Annotated in this window: 9 protein-coding genes and 2 pseudogenes; 5 read left to right on the top strand and 6 right to left on the bottom strand. The window is 70.5% G+C overall.

The window, feature by feature from the left end:
* Positions 1-408: 408 nt before the first annotated feature.
* A complete protein-coding gene (locus tag ACIBCM_RS06670; protein ID WP_399240856.1) occupies positions 409-2,571 on the top strand; it encodes a SpoIIE family protein phosphatase in 2,163 nt (720 codons plus the stop codon).
* A gap of 90 nt (positions 2,572-2,661) precedes the next feature.
* Here ACIBCM_RS06670 and ACIBCM_RS06665 read toward each other — a convergent pair whose 3' ends face one another.
* Positions 2,662-4,128, bottom strand: coding sequence for an MFS transporter (locus tag ACIBCM_RS06665; RefSeq protein WP_399240855.1), 1,467 nt, complete (start codon positions 4,126-4,128; stop codon positions 2,662-2,664).
* 226 nt (positions 4,129-4,354) lie between these two features.
* On the opposite strand from ACIBCM_RS06665, the pseudogene ACIBCM_RS06660 reads away from it, so the two are divergent.
* A pseudogene (locus ACIBCM_RS06660) lies at positions 4,355-4,561 on the top strand (winged helix-turn-helix transcriptional regulator); the annotation flags it as partial.
* Here ACIBCM_RS06660 and ACIBCM_RS06655 read toward each other — a convergent pair.
* From ACIBCM_RS06655 to ACIBCM_RS06645, 3 genes are all read right to left on the bottom strand, one after another.
* A complete protein-coding gene (locus ACIBCM_RS06655) occupies positions 4,519-5,622 on the bottom strand; it encodes an NAD(P)-dependent oxidoreductase (RefSeq protein ID WP_399241264.1) in 1,104 nt (367 codons plus the stop codon). The pseudogene ACIBCM_RS06660 and the gene ACIBCM_RS06655 sit on opposite strands and share 43 nt — an antisense overlap.
* A gap of 153 nt (positions 5,623-5,775) precedes the next feature.
* On the bottom strand, positions 5,776-6,315 hold the full coding sequence (locus ACIBCM_RS06650) for a hypothetical protein (RefSeq protein WP_399240854.1): 540 nt from the start codon (positions 6,313-6,315) through the stop codon (positions 5,776-5,778).
* A 202-nt stretch (positions 6,316-6,517) separates the two neighbouring features.
* Positions 6,518-7,957, bottom strand: a complete 1,440-nt coding sequence (locus ACIBCM_RS06645) for an MFS transporter (protein WP_399240853.1) — start codon at positions 7,955-7,957, stop codon at positions 6,518-6,520.
* Between the two features lie 497 nt (positions 7,958-8,454).
* Between ACIBCM_RS06645 and ACIBCM_RS06640 the strand changes: the two genes are divergently transcribed.
* The 3 genes from ACIBCM_RS06640 to ACIBCM_RS06630 all read left to right on the top strand — a co-directional run bounded on the left by ACIBCM_RS06640 (position 8,455) and on the right by ACIBCM_RS06630 (position 13,704).
* Positions 8,455-9,633, top strand: a complete 1,179-nt coding sequence (locus tag ACIBCM_RS06640) for an aromatic ring-hydroxylating dioxygenase subunit alpha (protein WP_399240852.1) — start codon at positions 8,455-8,457, stop codon at positions 9,631-9,633.
* A gap of 111 nt (positions 9,634-9,744) precedes the next feature.
* The gene (locus ACIBCM_RS06635; protein WP_399241263.1) at positions 9,745-11,289 is read left to right on the top strand and encodes an AMP-binding protein; all 1,545 of its coding nucleotides are present in this window, start codon (positions 9,745-9,747) and stop codon (positions 11,287-11,289) included.
* A gap of 69 nt (positions 11,290-11,358) precedes the next feature.
* A complete protein-coding gene (locus ACIBCM_RS06630; RefSeq protein ID WP_399240851.1) occupies positions 11,359-13,704 on the top strand; it encodes an ATP-binding protein in 2,346 nt (781 codons plus the stop codon).
* Here the strand turns inward: ACIBCM_RS06630 and ACIBCM_RS06625 are convergent.
* Both ACIBCM_RS06625 and ACIBCM_RS06620 read right to left on the bottom strand, forming a co-directional pair.
* Positions 13,652-14,139 (bottom strand): annotated as a pseudogene (locus ACIBCM_RS06625) (flavin reductase family protein). The gene ACIBCM_RS06630 and the pseudogene ACIBCM_RS06625 sit on opposite strands and share 53 nt — an antisense overlap.
* Positions 14,139-15,065: an alpha/beta hydrolase fold domain-containing protein gene (locus ACIBCM_RS06620; protein WP_399240850.1), complete on the bottom strand. Its 927-nt coding sequence runs from the start codon at positions 15,063-15,065 to the stop codon at positions 14,139-14,141. The pseudogene ACIBCM_RS06625 and the gene ACIBCM_RS06620 overlap by 1 nt, the downstream one beginning before the upstream one ends.
* Positions 15,066-15,076 lie beyond the last annotated feature (11 nt).

Raw genomic sequence — 15,076 nt, 5'->3', positions numbered from 1 at the left:
GAACACGATCTGTGGTGGGCAAGCAGCGGACAGGGGACTGCGCCGAGGACCCGCCGTTTTGACACTGGGAGGCCAGTTCTCTGCGCGTAGGCGTCACTCAATGCAGGCTCTTCACGGAAAGTGAGACAGAATCGACTCTTCGTGAAAATTTCGTGGGGGAGTCAGAGTGAGCAGGTCCCTGGGGAACGCTTGAGCAAGAGGTGGGGATCTTCCAAGAGCGCCGACAGCGCTGTCCCGGCGGTGCGGCCGTGGGGAGACGCCGACGGCCGGGCGGGACGGGACGCCGGAACTCGATAACTCGGCCTCGTATCGCATGCGAGTTCGAGTCGAGAGCTCAGGGTGCGGCACCTCCAAGATCCGACCCCGAGGTGAGGGCGTATGTCCTGATCTTTCGGTAAATTTTCTTTCATGGAGACGGACGTCGACGCGTTTCTGCGTCGCTTGGCTCAGGGGCTCCGACCGCGGGCGAACCAGGTGGCCGACGCGCTGGTACGGGGGCTGCGCGACGAACTTCCCGAAGTGTGGGTGTACGACGACCTGACCGCCCTGACACTGGAGGAGGCGACCGGGCATGTGGCCGCCTTCCTGGACATGTTCGAGCACGGCCTCGACGCGGCCGAGGTCGAGTTCCCTCCCCAGGCCCTGGAGGTCGCCCACGAGTCCGCCCGGCTCGGTATCCCCCTCAGCAGCCAACTGCGTGCCTACCAGCTCGGTCACCTGACCCTGCTCCAGCAGATCCAGGAGGAGGCCGCCCGGCTCACCGCCGACTGGCGGCTGATCAACGACGCGACGATGCGACTGATCGCGAAGGGTTTCGCATACGTCGACCGGGGCTCGGAACAGATGGTCGCCGCGTATCAGGAGGAGCGCGAGCGCCGACTGCGGCAGCGGCTCATGCTGACCAACGAGGCGAGCAGGCGGATCGGGAGCACCCTCGACATCACCCGTACCGCTCAGGAGCTGGCGGAGGTCGGAACCGAGGACTTCGCCGACTTCGTCACCGTGGACCTCCTCGACTCCGTCCTCCACGACGGGGGCACGCTGTACCCACCGGCGGCCGAGCCCTTGCTGCGTCGCATCGCGCAGGCGCCCGCCCGCGACGGGGGCCTCCCCGTCGCCACAGGGCGGACGCACACCTACCCGGCGGAGTCGGAGCCTGCTCGTTCCCTGAGCACGGGGCAGCCCTTCCTGCACCACGTGACGGCCTCCCCCGTCCCCGCGTGGTGGACTCCGGCCGCGGACCGCGACGCGTCCCCGGACGCCCCCGGGTTCCACTCGGTGCTGCTGCTGCCCCTCCAGGCCCGCGGAAACACCCTGGGCCTCGTCCAGTTCTTCCGCGACCGCACCGCGGTCCCGTTCGACGACGACGACCTCCACCTGGCCCAGGAGATCGCGGCCAGAGCGGCGGTCTCCATCGACAACGCCCGCCGGTACACCCACGAGCGCCTGACCGCGCTCACCCTCCAGCGCAGTCTGCTGCCCCGGCATACGGCGGAGCAGTCCGCTGTCGAGGCGGCCTCGCGTTACCTGCCCAGCGGGGCACGCGCGGGCGTGGGCGGTGACTGGTACGACGTGATCCCGCTGTCCGGAGCCCGCGTCGCCCTCGTGGTGGGCGACGTCGTCGGCCGCGGCCTGCACGCCTCCGCCACGATGGGCCGCCTGCGCACGGCCGTCCGTACTCTCGCGGACATCGATCTGACGCCTGATGAACTGCTCACGCACCTGGACGACGTGGTCATCCGGCTGCAGCGCGAGGAGGGACAGGACGACGGCGAGCTCAGCGCCACCTGTCTGTACGCGATCTACGACCCGGTGTCCCGCCTCTGCTCGCTGGCCAGCGCCGGTCACGTCCTGCCGGCCGTGGGAATCCCCCTGGCCGCCAAGGGGGACGGCCCGGCCTCCCGTGCGGTCGACTTCGCCGAGATGCCGATCGGCCCACCCCTGGGCCTGGGCGGACTCCCCTTCGAGACAGCTCAGCTCGAACTGCCGAAAGGCAGCCTCCTGGCCCTGTACACCGACGGCCTCATCGAGAGCCGCACCCGTGATGCGGACGCCGCGCGCACCGTGCTGCGCGACGTCCTCACCCGGGCGCCGGAATCGCCGGACGAGATCTGCGACCGGCTGCTGGCCGCGCTGTTGCCCAGCCGGCCCGCGGATGACGTCGCCCTTCTGGTGGCACGCACCCGGGCACTCGACCCCTGCCACGTCGCCACGCTGGACCTCCCGTCCGATCCGGCGGCGGTCTCCGGGGCCCGTGCCTTCGCGTCCGACCGGCTGGCCGTGTGGGGACTGGAGGAACTGTCCTTCACCACGGAGCTCATGGTCAGCGAACTGGTGACGAACGCGATCCGCTACGGCAAGGGCCCCATCCAGCTGCGGTTGATCCTGCAGTCCACGCTGACCTGCGAGGTCTTCGACACCAGCAGCACCGCCCCGCATATGCGTCGTGCCCGGATCCTCGACGAGGGCGGCCGCGGACTGCTGCTCGTCGCGCAGCTCGCCGAGCGCTGGGGTACGCGGCACAACCGCGAGGGAAAGGTCATCTGGGCCGAACAGCCCCTCCCCGCCTGAGGGCGCGGGCGGTCGGCCCGTCGCCCACGGCGCCGGGCTCCGCAAGGAGCGGCTGAGTGGTGCGGGCACGGTCCGGATGAATGCGGCGCTTCAGGCGCTGTCGGCCTTGCCCGGACGGAGCAGGACGGCTGCCAGGGCCGCGGTGATGACCAGTGCGACCGTCGCGATCACCGCGATGACGGCGAAGCCGCGGTCGTACGCCTGCCGGGCCGCTTCCAGCACGGCGTCCGCGGTCACCGGGGGCAGGCGTGACCCGAGTTCCTCGGCGGCGGCGAACGACTCGCCGGCGGTGACCCGTTCGTCCGGCCCCAGGCCGGGAACCGGCGGCATACCGGTGCGGTAGACGACGGCCATGACAGTGCCGAGGACGGCGACACCGAGGCCCGCGCCGAGTTCGAAGGACGTCTCCTGGATGGCGGCCGCCTCTCCGGAGCGTTCGGGTCGGGCCGCGCTCATGATGGAGTCCGCGCCCAGCGTCATGACGATGCCCGCACCGTATCCGGCGGCGAGCAGTGACGGGAGGAGCAGGCCGTAGCGGCCGGTGTCGCCGACGGCGGCGATGACCGCGTACGCGAAGGCGAAAAGCAGCAGCGCCGCGGTGAGCGCCCCGCGATTGCCCCACCGGTTCGCCACCCAGGGCGCGGTGAGGGCACCGATGGCGTTGGCGGCGGCCAACGGCATCAGTGAGAGACCTGCGTGCAGTGGGGAGTACCCGCCCACCTGCTGCAGCCACTGGGTGAAGAAGAACAGCAGGGCGACATAACTGCCGAAGCAGCCGATGACGCAGACAGTGGCGGTGGTGAAGCGTCGTTCGGCGAAGAGCGACAAGTCCAGCAAGGGCTCCGCCCGGCGCCGTTGGCGGCGTACGAAGACGTACAGCAGCACCGCGCCGCCGAGGGTGGTGACGAGGATCGCGGTGCTCACGCCGCCGTGTTCGCCGGCCTGCTTGAGGCCGTACAGCACGCCGCCCAGGCCGGTGACGGAAAGCAGCACGCTGGCCAGGTCCCAGCGTCGGGGTACGGGGTTCTTCGACTCGGGGATGACGCGGGCCCCGACGATCAGGATGACGATGATGACGGGGACGTTCACCAGGAAGACGGCGCCCCAGCCCCACCGCTCGGCGACGAGCCCGCCGACCAGTGGCCCGATGGTCGCCCCGACGCTGTGGGCGGAGGTCCAGGCGCCGATCGCGAAGGCCCGCTCACGGTCGTCGGTGAACACGACTCTGATGATCGCCACTGTCGAAGCCATGATCATTGCCGCGCCGACGCCCAATGCCGCACGTGCGGCGATGAGCTGTCCGGTGGACGCAGAGAACGCGCACGCGGCCGAGGCCAGGCCGAAAGTGGAGAAGCCGCTGAGAACCATGCGGCGTCGGCCGATACGGTCACCGAGGGTTCCGCAGGTGACGAGCATGGCAGCGAGCGCCAGGGAATACACGTCGACAATCCAGAGCAACTGCGCGGCGTCGGGCCGAAGATCCCGGCTCACGCTCGGTATCGCGACGTGCAGCACGGTGAGGTCGATACCGCACAGCAACAGGCTGCCTGACACCACAGCCAGGACTGTCCACCGTTGGCGCGACACCGGCTGGTCTCTTCCCGCTGGCGCGCCCACCGGCGCGGGCGCATCCCTGTTCACCATATTCTCAGTTCAGTAGGTACCGGCATGCACCACAAGTACGGACTTTTCTGTCCCATAGTGCTCTTTGGTATACCAATGGAGGTCAGCTGTGCGTTCCCGTGTCGAGGAGAGTCCGGATTACTGCGCGGTCGAGTTCGCCATGGAGGTTCTCGGGGGCCGTTGGAAACTGGCGATTCTCAAGCAGCTGGTTCCGGGCACCTTGCGCTTCGGTGAGATCAGGCGCGCGCTGCCGGGCATCACCCAGCGCATGCTGACCCGTCAGCTGAGGGAACTGGAAAGCGACGGTCTGGTGAAGCGGACCGTTTACCGGGAAGTCCCGCCGCGCGTCGAGTACACGCTGACCGATGTCGGGCACAGCCTGGACTCGATCACCGAGCAGCTGGACCAGTGGGGTAGGTGGTACCAGAGCACGGTGCGCGGGGACGAGCCGCCGTCCGGGCCTCGCCCGGCCGCGTGAGCGGGGCAGATGCCGGCTTCGCAGCGTTGTGCGGGTCCCGTGGCGGGGAGGGAGCCCGGCATCCCCGATCCAGGAAGCTGATGAGGGACGTTCCGGGGATGCCGCAGAGGCGTCAGGACCGGTTGTCCAGGTAGTGCCGGGTGAGGCGGCGAGGTTGTCGGCCCGCCGTGGCCCGCGTCGACAATGGCCGGGGCGAGGGGGCGGACGGCCCTGAGCGGCCCGGGGTCCATGCCGCGGCTCTCGGCGGCGTGGATGATGTGGTCCATCGTGGTCACGTTCGAGAGGATGCTGGATCCGTCGGCGGGGAACTCGCCGCGCTCCAGTTCGCCCGCCATGCCGGTGACGGATTCGGGCAGGAGCCCGACGATGCCCAGGGCGAACGGCGCGAAGTCCGCGGCGTCGATAGCCTCGGCTTCGGTGAGGGCGAAAGCGTGGGTGAGACCGCTCAACGACGTCCAGAAGATGTTGAGCAGAGCCAGATCGAAGCCTGCGGCGCGACCCGGTTCGGTGCCGAGGTGGGTGTGCGAACCGCCGACCGCGGCCAAGGTCCCGGCATGGGCCCGGTAGGTCTCCTCGGGGCCGCTGTACAGCACGACGGCGGAAGGGGTGCCGATGGTGAAGGTTGGCGGCATGATCGCCCCGTCGAGGTAGTCGATGCCGTGCTCGGCGGCCCGGGCCGCGGCGGTGCGGGAGCGTGCCGGCGTATCGGCCGTGAGGTTGATCAGTGTGCGGCCCTTCAACGAGTCCGCGATCGGCAGCAGGATTGCGTCCGAGGCGTCGTAGTCGGGCACGCAGACGATCACCAGTGGACTGGCGGCGGCCGCCTCGGCGGGGGATGCGGCCAGGACGGCCCCATCAGCGACGAGCGCGTCCGCCTTGGCCGTGGTGCGGTTCCATACCGTCGTGGGGTGGCCGGAGTTGAGAAAAGCGGCCGCGGTGGCCGCCCCCATTGGGCCGCAGCAGCCGACGGCACGGGTGCGGGCACCGAAGCCGTGTGGCGGTGCCTCTCCGCCCGCTGGGACGCGGACCAAGTCCAGCCCGCCGACGGTGGCCTGCCTGCGGTTCACGCGCGCTTCCATGGCACGGAAGTGACGGCGAGTGTTCTAGATAGAACGTTCTAGCAAGAAGGACGCTGACGGCGGGGGAGTGCGGTCGGCAACTCTGTAGTGAACTTGTATCCAGCAGGCTGGCCGCATGACACCCGCGACCGAACTGGGCACCAGAGACCGCATGGTGCATGCGGCCTCGCTGCTGATGCAGCAGCGGGGATACGAGGGAGGGTCGTAGTACACGTCCCGCATCGCGGACAGATCGATGACCGTCCGGACCTCCGGGTGGTCCACGAAGTCCTCGAAGCAGTGGCCTCCGCTGCGTACGGCGAGCCGTCGGCCACGCCGTACGGCATCCTGCACCGCCTGGACGACCTGCGCGGCCGAGGTTGCCAGGAGCACCTCGTCGGGGGTACCCCGGAAGCGGTTGGCCCCCCGGGAGACCAGATGTCCATACCGGGCATCCTCCGGCGTCACCCGGATCGCGTCCCGTGGCCTGCCGGCCCGGGCGGCGGCCGGCCCCGCCGGCAGCGCGACGGCCGCGCCCGTCAGCGCGGCGGCACCCAGGACATGTCGTCGGCTCTGTTCACTCATAACGGTCTCCCTGAGGCGTCGTTGCCCGGAGACAGTAGAAGAAGGGCGCCGGGGCCCCAATGGGTCCAGCACCCGTACGGGCGGTAGCCGGAACACCCCCCACCCGATGGTGCCGGCACCACCTCCGGGTCCTCGGGTTCGACGTGTGCAACGTCCCTCGGGGACCCCTGCTCCGGTGCCGGAAAGGTCGAACAGCGCCCCGCTACGTCGACGTTCCGCGCGGTGACGCCCGTCGCAGCCCGGGGAGGACCGCGAGCAGACCGAGCACCGCCACCACCAGGACGACGACGAGCGCGACCCGGTAGCCGTGCAGGAGTCCCGGGGACGACAGGTTCGTGCCGGTGGCCGTCGAGCTGACCGCGACGGCCGTCGCCACCACGAGGGCCGCCCCGGACTGGAGGGAGGTGTTCACGAGGCCGTTCGCGAGCCCGTGCTCGTGTGGAGCGACGTCCTCTACGGCGGCGATGAACAGCGGGCCGAAGGCCAACGCGAACGCCAGACCGATGAGCAGCATCGTGGGCAGGATCGTCAACGCGTAGCCCGAGTCCGTTCCGATGGTCAGGGACAGCGCGTAGCCGACCACCGCGACGCCCATCCCGGCGGCCGTCGTCCGCGTGGCGCCGAACCGGTCGAGCACCGGCCGGAACATCGGGGCGAACAGCGCCATCACCGGGAGCGGAAGGATGGCGAGCCCGGCTTCCAGTGCCGACCACCTCCTGACCTGTTGCATGTAGAGGGTGGAGATGACCAGGAACGCGAGTTCCGCACCGTAGAGCGACATCGCCGCGAGGTTCGCCCGCACGAGCGAACCGGAGCGCAGGACGCCCAGCCGGACGAGCGGGTCGGAGGCGCGCACCTCGACGGCGATGAACAGAGCCACGAGCGCGACGGCGACGGTCAACGAGCCGAGCGTGCGTGCCGATCCCCAGCCCGCCGCCGGAGCCTCGACGAGGGTCAGGACCACGAGGAGCATCGCTCCGGTCGCGATCACCGCACCCGCGACGTCGAAGGACGAGGAGACACGGGTCGGCCGGCCTGTCTCCGGGATGAGGAAGTAGGAGACCACGAGGGCCGCGATCAGCAACGGGACGGGAAGCAGCACGGCCCATCGCCAGCTCAGACCGGTGAGCAGCCCGCTGAGCACCAGCCCTCCGCCGACGCCGAGACCGGCCGACGCCGCGTACACCTGCAGCGCCTTGTTCCGGGCGCGGCCGGTGTAGTGGCCGGTGATGATCGAGAGGCTCACCGGGGTGGCGAACGCCAGGCCGGCGCCCTTGAGGAACCTCAGCCCGATCAGGATCTCGCCGGTGGGGGCGATCGCCGTCCCCGCCGAGATGATCATCAGGGTGGCGACGGCGACCAGGAAGAGCCGGCGTCGTCCGAGGAGGTCGGCGGCCTTTCCGCCCAGGAGCAGGAACCCTCCGAAGCCGACGGTGTAGCCGGTCACGATCCACTGCATCGCGGCCGTGGACATGCCGAGATCGGTCCTCATGGCCGGGAGGGCGACGCTGACCAACGCCACCTCGATCGAGTCGACGACCAAGGGGCTGCACAGGCCGGCGAGCATCGCCCAGCTCCGGGCGCCGAGCCTGACGCCGGGGGCGGCGAGCCGGTCGGGTGTGCCTGTTCGCGGTGGGGACATGTCGAACACCTCGCTTGGGACGTGGACCCGCAGCGGGCCGCGTCGACAGGACGTACGGGGGAGGCGGGCAGGTGGGATCACACCTCGGCCGCCTGCGGCCCGGCGGTCCTCGGGATGCCGTGCGCGTTTCGGGGATGCCCGACTGTCGCAGCGGCGGTCGACCCGGCTAACGGGAGTTCCACCTGTTCCGGTACCCGTCCGATCGAGCGGGCCGGGACCGTGGCCCGGGGCCGGGGCTGCCCGGCGGCGGAAATGGGCGGCTCGTCCAGAGCGCGTGGTTCCACCGGGCGGTCGGGGGTTTCTCCCCTAGGCCAGGCCGGCGCCGGGCTGTTACCACTACGAGGAAGAGGTTCCGGCGATCCACCCGCACGATGCCGCGCCACCCTCTGCGGCACGGTCGTGATGTACGCGACCCGCAGGTGCGCGACCTGCTCGGTCCTGCGGATCGGGTCCCGTTCCTCCGTCCGCGTTTCCACCACCCCAGAAAGGGCGATCCGATGACTGCTCCCGTCCTCACCGCCGAGGAGGCAGGCGCGACCTGCCGGCCGTTGGACGAAGCTCGTTACCTTCCCGGCCGGGTGTACCACGACGAAGAGATCTATGCCGCGGAAGTGGAGCGCATCTTCCTCCGCGAGTGGGTGGCCGTGTTCGCCGCCGCGAAGCTCGCCTCGGTCGGCAACTACACGACCATGGACCTCGCCGGCAAGCCCCTGGTGTTCGTCCGCGACACCTCAGGTGCCGTGCGCTGCTACATCAACGTCTGCCGCCACCGCGGGAACGAGGTGGCCGAGGGAAGCGGCAATGCGGGGTTCTTCCGCTGCGGGTACCACCGCTGGACCTACGACCTCGACGGCGAGGTCACCCATGCGCCGCTGATGCCGGAGTTCGCCAACTGCGGCGTTCGCCTGACCGAGGTCCGCACCGAGGTGTGGCAGGGCATCGTCTTCGTCAACTTCGATCGGGATGCGGCCGGTCTCGGCAGCAGGCTGGGCCGGATCGACGCGGCCCTCCGGCCGTGGCGCGCCGATGAGCTCGTGATGATGTACGAGCGGCCCTACCAGTGCGACTGGAACTGGAAGATCATGTTCGAGAACGGGATCGAGAGCTACCACATCCTGGGCACGCACCGGGCATCGATCGAGGCCTCGGTTCCCGCGAAGATCAGCTACGGCGACCCCGGCGACGGCGAGAACTACAGCGAGTCGCACTACCCGTACGCCAACGAGACCCCGACGGGATCGGACGCCGACGCGTTGTACCTCCATCCGGAAGACGCGGGCATCCCGCCCATCGCGGACCTCCCCGGTTGGGCGTCGGAGAAGCTGGTGTTCTGGGCGGTCTATCCCAACCTCATCCTGAACCAGCGAGTGGACGGGCTGCAGGCGTACATCACACTTCCGCACGGGCCGCGGGAGTCGACGTTCACCTGGTTCTATTTGACCCACCCGTCGGCGACGGCGTCCCCGGGCTACGACAAGTTCAGGCACAGCGAGGAGGGTTTCGCCGACCTCATCCAGGAGGAGGACGAGCGGTGCACCCGTCCCGTCCAGAAGTCGATGGAGTCCGGCGAGTACATCCCGGGCCCCTACAACCAGCGCGAACTGCCGATCTGGGCGCTCCACCAGTGGTGGGTCCACCGCATGGTCGACAACGCCCCGACAACCGGCCGCTGGTGACCGGGGTCCGGGCAGATGCAGAAGTGGCTCTCCACCGCCCGTGTGAACCCACCCCAGCGAGCCGGAAGGCCGTCCGTGCGCAGCCGATTCCCCGATGTCACCGTCCCCGATATGTCACTGCCGGAGTTCGTGCTGCGCGGCGCGGCCGATCGGGCCGACCGGCCCGCGCTGGTCGACGGGCGGACCGGGGAGCAGCTGAGCTACCGGCAACTCGCGCACCACGTCGACAGATTCGCCGCGGCCCTGGTCTCGCGCGGCCTGCGCCGCGGGGACGTCGTCGCGATCCTGTGCCCGAACTCCATCTGGTACCCCGTCGTGTTCCTGGGCGCCGCCGCCGCGGGCGCGGTCAGCACCACGATGAACCCCGCGTACACGACGACGGAGATCGCGCACCAGCTGCGTGATTCGCGGGCACGCGTCCTGGTGACCGTCGCCGCTGCCGTGGACCGAGCCGAGGCAGCGGTCGGGGACGGCACTTCGGTCGAGGAACTGGTCGTGGTCGACGGGGCGGGCGAACGCCTCACGCTGGCCGGCCTCCTGGCCACGGAGGCTCCGTCGGCCACCGTGCCGGTGGAGCCGGCGGTCGACCTGGCGGCTCTGCCCTACTCGAGCGGAACGACCGGACTGCCGAAGGGCGTCATGCTCACCCACCGGAACCTGGTCGCCAACATCGCTCAGCTCCGGCCCACGTCCACCCTGGCGTCCGGAGCGGAACGGGTACTCGCCGTCCTGCCGTTCTTCCACATCTACGGTCTGACGGTGCTGATGAACCTCGGGCTGCAGACCGGGTCGACGATCGTGACGATGCCGCGGTTCGACATCGAGTCGTTCCTCGGGGCCGTCCAGAGCCACCGGATCACCCGTGCCTACGTCGTCCCACCGATCGTCCTGGCGCTGAACAAGCACCCGGCACTGCACCGCTACGACCTGTCCTCGCTGCGCAGCATCACCTCCGGTGCGGCTCCGCTCGACGAGGCGCTGGCACACACCTGCGAGGAGAGGCTCGGCGGCGCCGTCGACGTGCTGCAGGGCTACGGCATGACGGAGCTCTCGCCGGTCTCGCACATCTCGCCCGACCCCGGCCTCCAGCCGGCCGGGGCACCGCGTGCCCCGAAGGGCAGCATCGGCTACGCGCTGCCCGGCACCGAGTGCCGCGTGGTCGACGTGGAGTCGGGCGCCGACGTGGCGTCCGGCGGGGCGGGCGAGCTCTGGATCCGAGGTCCGCAGGTGATGAGCGGTTACCTCGACCGGCCGGAGGCGACCGCGGCGACGATCGACCCGGCAGGCTGGTTGCACACCGGTGACATGGTGGTCGTGGACGCCGACAGCTGCTTCACGATCGTCGACAGGCTGAAAGAACTGATCAAGTACAAGGGTTTCCAGGTCGCTCCGGCCGAGCTCGAGGCGACGTTGCTGCGCCACCCCGACGTCCTCGACGCCGCCGTCGTGGGCGTTCCCGACGACGTCGGCGGCGAGGCACCGAAGGCGTTCGTGGTCAGGCGCCCGGGCTCGGGCCTCACGGCCGACGCGGTCCTCGTCCACGTCGCCACCGCGGTGGCGCCCCACAAGCGGGTGAAGCACGTGAGCTTCGTCGAGGAGATCCCGAGGTCCCCGTCGGGGAAGATCCTGCGTCGCAGGCTACGCTCCGGCTGCTGAGCGTCGCCTGCGTCATGATGGCGCAAACGGCGACGGATGCGCCCTTCAAATATGAGGAGTCGCGGCGTGGTGAGAGCAACACGATCCCCGATCGGCCTTCCCGCCGAGCTCAGCAGCTTCGTCGGGCGCAAGCAGGCGGCAGCGGACGTCCGGCAGGCGTTGGTGTCGAGCCGCCTGGTCACCCTGACGGGGGCGGGCGGCATCGGCAAGACCCGGCTGGCGCTGCATGTCGCCGAGCAGAAGCATCGCGCGTTCCCCGACGGGGTGGTGCTCGTCGAACTGGGGGCGCTCACCGACAGGAGCCTGCTGCCGCAGGCCGTCTCCGCGGCGCTGGGCCTCCCGGACCGATCGTCCACCGCGCCGCTCGACGCCTTGCTCGGATACTTCGGCGACCGGCAGGTCCTGCTGCTGCTCGACAACTGCGAACACCTGGTGGACGGCTGCGCGGCGCTGGCCCGTGCGCTGCTGCGCGCCGCGCCGGGCTTGAGGATCCTGGCCACCAGCCGGCAACCGCTCGGGGTCGAGGGCGAACAGGTGGTGCACGTACCGCCGCTCACGGTCCCTCCCGAGGACGCGGCCGGCGGCGACCTGATGCGCTTCGAGTCCGTGAACCTGTTCGTCGAGCGGGCCCGGTCCATCGTGCCGACGTTCCAACTGGAGCTCGCTCCGGGTGCGGTCGGACGCCTGGCCCGTGCGCTCGAAGGGATCCCGCTCGCGATCGAGCTCGCCGCGGTCCGCCTGCGATCGCTCTCGGTCGAGGAGATCGCCGGCAGACTCGACGACCGGTTCCGCCTGCTCACCATCGGCCACCGGAGCGCGGTACCGCGTCAGAGCTCGCTGGCCGCCGTGGTCGAGTGGAGCTTCGACCTCCTCGACCCGCCGCACCGGACCCTCTGGGCGCGTCTGTCGATCTTCGCGGGCGGCTTCGACGTCGCGTCCGCCGAGCGGGTGTGCGGTGGCGAGGGCCTCCCCGTCGAATCGCTGCTGGACCGCTTGCACGACCTCGTCGAACGCTCGATCGTGATCCGGGACGAGACCGGGGACGGCACGGTCCGGTTCCGGATGCTGGACACCCTGCGCGAGTTCGGGCGGTCGCGGCTGCGCGAGTCGGGCGAGACGGAACGGATGCGCGCGCACCACCGCGACTGGTGCGCTGCCACGGCGCAGCAGTCCGTCGCCGCCTGGTCCGGAACCCGGCAGCTCGGGTGGAGCCGGCGGCTGCAGGCCGAGCGGGACAACATCCGGGCCGCGATCGAGTTCTGCCTCACCACCCCTGACGAGGCGATCGCCGGGCTGCACATCGCGGCGGACCTCCACTTCTTCTGGCAGGTGCACGCCATCAGCGAGGGCCGCCGGCATGTGGAGCGGCTGCTGGCGGCGGCCGCGCGGGGCGGGGCGGGCGACGCGGCACGCGCCCGCGGCCTGTGCGTGGCCGGATGGCTGGCGTTCTACCAAGGTGATCTCGTGGCCGCGCGGCGACACAGCCACGAGGCGACCACGCTGGCCGCGAGGATCCGCGACGGCAGGAGCGCGGCCTGCGCGGGGTACGTGTCAGGGCTCCTCGCCGCCTGCGACGAGGACTACGCGTCGGCACGGGCCCTGCTGCAGGAGTCCGTCGAGCGGCACGACCGGGCAGGTGACCTCCCCGGCCGCTGGCTGGCGAGTGCCGACCTGGCCGGCGTGCTGGGCGCGACGGGGGAAGCGGAGTCCGGCATCGAACTGTGCGAACGGGCCATCGCGGAGTGCACCGACCAGGGGGCGCGCTGGAGCCAGTCCTACCTCATGTGGATCCTCGCGGATCTGCGGCGGATACAGGGGGAGTGGGACCGAGCCGTCGAACTGCTCGAAGCGATCCTGGAGAACAACCGCGACTTCGACGATCCGGTCACGGTCGGTTGCTGCCTCGAGGCGCTGTCCTGGATCGCCGCGGAGCGCGGAGAGGCGGATTCGGTCGCCTGGTTGCTCGGCGTCGCGGACAGCGCGTGGGGCAACGCCGGGATCTCCCTCCTGCACTTCGCCGGGTGGGGACGGCTGCACGCGAACGCCCAGCGGCACGCTCGGGTGACGCTGGGCGAGGAGGTCTACCGGGCCGCCTACCGCCGCGGAATGCAGACCCCCGCCGCCGAAGCGGTCGACAGGATCATCGGCGGCGCGCTGACACCGTTGCCGGACCACCGGGCTCCGGCGCCCTCGCCACTCGACGGCCTGACACCGCGCGAGCTGGAGATCGCCGAGCTGATCAGTCAAGGACTGACGAACAGGAGGATCGCCCAGCGGCTGGTCATCGCCCAGCGGACCGCCGAAGGACACGTCGAGCGGACCGCCGAAGGACACGTCGAGCGCATCCTGCGCAAGCTGGGGTTCAACTCGCGTGCGCAGGTGGCGGTGTGGTGGGTGTCCCGGGCGCCCCGGTAGCGCACATGCGCGGGTCCACGCCGTCCGCCACCCGCCCGTAGCGCCCCCGGTAGAAGACCAGCGGCTTGGGCTGCCGGTCGTTCAGCCTCAGCTCCAGCACCGATCCGACGACGATCAGGTGGTCACCGGCATCGTGGACGCTCGCGACCGTGCACGTGATCCAGCCGAGTGCCTCGGTCAACAGCGGCAGCGAGCCCTCCCGGCGCCAAGCAGGTTCACACAGAACCGCGCGATCGGCGCCATCCGGGGCCAGGACGTGGAACTCTTCCCGACGCAGAACCCGACCAGTGGCGGGTCGAGCGAGACCGAGAAGAACGAGCCGCAGGCGAATCCCTGCGGCCCGCCGGAGCGATCGAGCCCTGTCACGACGGTCACCCCGGTCGGGAAGTTCCCGAGCACGTGGCGAAACCACCTCGCGTCCGCGGGGGTCTCCATCAGACCCCCTCAGGCCGGGACGAGTCCGTCGAGGACGCCGTCCACCGCCCGGCCAGGAACTCGCCGACCCGGGCCAGCGCCGCATGCCCCTCTGGAAGGTCCGGACCGAACGCGTGCCAGTTGTGCACGAGGCCCGGGGAGACCTCCACCACGACCTCGGCGCCTGCCGCCCTCGCGCGTTCGGCGAACGCTCCCGCGTCCGCGTGGGTGATGTCCCTGGGCCCCGACTGCAGCAGCGCCGGAGGCAGCGCGGACAGATCGGCGTGAAGCGCGTTGTGCTCGGGGTTGTCGGCGCGGGCACCGCCGAGATAGGTGCCGGCGAACCAGCGGAGGCCCTCGCGCGTCAGCATCGGGTCGGCTACCGCGCTCTCGTCCGGGAAGTCCGGTCCGACGGAGAGGTCGATCCACGGCGAGAGCGCGACGACGGCCGCAGGCGCCGGCAGGTCGCCCCGTCCCAGTTGCGCGGCGACGAGCAGGGCGAGCCCGCCCCCGGCTGAATCCCCGATCAGCCCGGTCCGGGAGGCATCCGCACCGTTCTCCAGGAGCCAGGCGTAGGCCCTGTGCACGTCGTGACGGGCCGCTGGAGCCGGTGCCTCCGGTGCGCGGCGGTAGTCGACGACCGCCACCTGCGCACCGCACGCCGTCGAGATGCGGCCGGCCAGTTCGTAGTACGCGGGCGGCGAGCCCAGCACGTACCCTCCCCCGTGCACGAACAGCAGTGTCCGATCGGTGCTCGCTCCCGGACCGCTCACGAGGTGGATGCCGACGCCGTTGCAGGTCACCACCCGGGTCGTCGTCCCGTCGGCCGGGCGGAAGGCGAGCAGTCCCCGGTCATAGCCTTTTCGCATCGCGTCGAGTGTGGTGTCGCCACGCCGGGGCTCGTTCTCCAGCATCGTGACGACGGCCTCGTGCTGCGCACTGGTCATCGCTTTCGCCT

This window comes from Streptomyces sp. NPDC051018 (genome assembly GCF_044456085.1).
Lineage (GTDB): Bacteria > Actinomycetota > Actinomycetes > Streptomycetales > Streptomycetaceae > Streptomyces.
Note: the sequence above shows the minus strand (reverse complement) of the source record. Positions and strands in the feature narration are given on the sequence as shown.